The organism is Anaerolineales bacterium (assembly GCA_022866145.1).
Lineage (GTDB): Bacteria > Chloroflexota > Anaerolineae > Anaerolineales > E44-bin32 > PFL42.
In genome coordinates, this window is record JALHUE010000043.1 from 1 (window position 1) to 1,961 (window position 1,961).

At 63.0% G+C, this 1,961-nt stretch carries 2 protein-coding genes; both read left to right on the top strand.

Going from position 1 to position 1,961, the window contains the following annotated elements; translation table 11 throughout:
• The coding region (locus MUO23_01315; protein ID MCJ7511590.1) for an NBR1-Ig-like domain-containing protein at positions 1 to 990 on the top strand (990 nt) is incomplete at its 5' end.
• A gap of 598 nt (positions 991 to 1,588) precedes the next feature.
• A partial coding sequence (locus MUO23_01320; GenBank protein ID MCJ7511591.1) for a transporter substrate-binding domain-containing protein occupies positions 1,589 to 1,961 on the top strand: 373 nt, incomplete at its 3' end.

The following is a 1,961-nucleotide window of genomic DNA, read 5'->3' on the forward strand; positions in this document are numbered from 1 at the left end:
ATCCCTCAGGGTGCGGTGACGCTTCAGGCCGAGCTCAACCGCGCCTTGGTTGAGCTAGACAACGATGGCACACTCGCTCTTCTGACCGACCAGTACCTGGGCCCCCACTCCGGCGCAAGTCCCCCGCCGCCTCCGGAGGCAACGCCCGCACCGGGAGCGACACCGACGCCATCGGCCGCGGCGTGCATCGACGGCATGGCCTACATTGAAGATCTCAACTACGACGATGAGAACATGCAGAATCCGCCCGAGTTCCAGAAGGGCGAATCATACAACAAGGGTTGGCGCGTTCGAAATGTCGGGACGTGCGCCTGGACCGACCAGTACCAGCTGCGCTACGTTTACGGCAATGAACCTGAATCTCAAATGGGCGGGAGGCCAATCACCATCGTCGGCGAGGTCCAGACCAGGCAGACGGTTGACATGGATGTCAGCCTGAAGGCCCCGACGGAATCCGGAGCGTACCAAGGCTTCTGGCAGATGTTCAACCCCGCCGGTCGGGCCTTTGGCGAAACCGTCTGGGTAGGAATCATTGTCCCCCCCGAGATGCCGACCCCAACCGTCACCAGCACACCCGCCCCCACCGTCACACCCGGCCCCAGCGTCACCAGCGCACCCCTGCCGACGTGGACCCCAACTCCACCGCCCGTGGTGGGACCGAACTGGGTGCTGGTATTGATTGCCGATGAGTCCGGCACGCCGGTTGATCCCGTTCCCGGCTCGGTAGTGACGGCTTCGTTTGCAGCTGACAGGACCCTTTCCGGCAGCACCAGCTGCAACTCCTACACAGGCGGCTACAGAGCCAAGGAGTCAACCATCAAGATCACCGGCGTGACCGCCACCCGGCTTGCCTGTCCGACGGACGAGCTGAACTCCCAGGAGAATAAGTTCCTCGTCCTCCTGGAGGGGGTGACCCGCTACGCCGTTGCCGGGAATCAGCTGCAACTCTCCAGGGGTGACAACGTAACGCTTGTCTTCCAGGGCCAGTAGCCTTGGTGCCTCTAGGCCCTGGAGCAAAGAAGGCCGGCGGGCCGGCCCACCCTCGCCCTGAGCGATGGACGACCTCTTGAGCGTCGAGCACAAGCGTTCTTCCATCCAGCGCCTCGAGCCCTTTCTAGGCGCATACTTGCCTTCGGCCAGCCCGAGGCGATTTGTTGACGGACACAAAGTGACAAGCTGCGGTGTCCCCTTGTCAAGCACGACGGCTTCGACAGTTCGGGATCAGAGATCCATCTGTCGAGCAACCCATGGTGCTGCGGGTCGAGGCGCTCAGCCGCACCCGAGGCAAGTGCGGATGGTGACGGCAGCAGCAATCGACGGGAATCGGCTGAGGGGGCTCGCTCCTAGGCGGGGCGGGTGGTGGTCCACGGCCCCGGGGTGCATAAGGCCGGGAGACCCGCAATCGGAGGGACCTCGTCAAACGTGGCCAGAAATGATATAGTCCACTCTGCCCATGTACCCAGCGTCGTAACGCGAGCGAGCAGCGGCTCGCTCGTCTCGCGACATACGGGGGGAGGCCGGTGCCCAGAAGCTGGGCGTCGGGGAAATGCACCTGAAGCCCGCATCGATAAAGATAAATGGAGGATGGATGATGAAGTGGAAGAGCATGGTCTTGGCGGGGATGGTTCTGGGCCTGCTGGCCGCCGCTTGTGCGCCGGCGACGGCGGATCCAACCTGGGACCGGATCCAGGCCAACGGCAAGATGGTCGCAGGCACCACCGGCGACTACGCTCCCTTTGAGTACTACAACGAGCAGTTTGTACTGGACGGCTTCGATGTCGCCCTGATCAAAGCCATCGGGCAGAAGATCGGGGTGCCGATTGAGATGAATGACTTCGCCTTTGATGGGCTCGGCGCCGCGCTCCAAATCGGCCAGATCGACGCCGCCATCGCAGCGATCTCGGTCACCGATGAGCGCCTGGCCGTGGTCGACTTCTCAAATGTGTACTACGTCGGGGTCG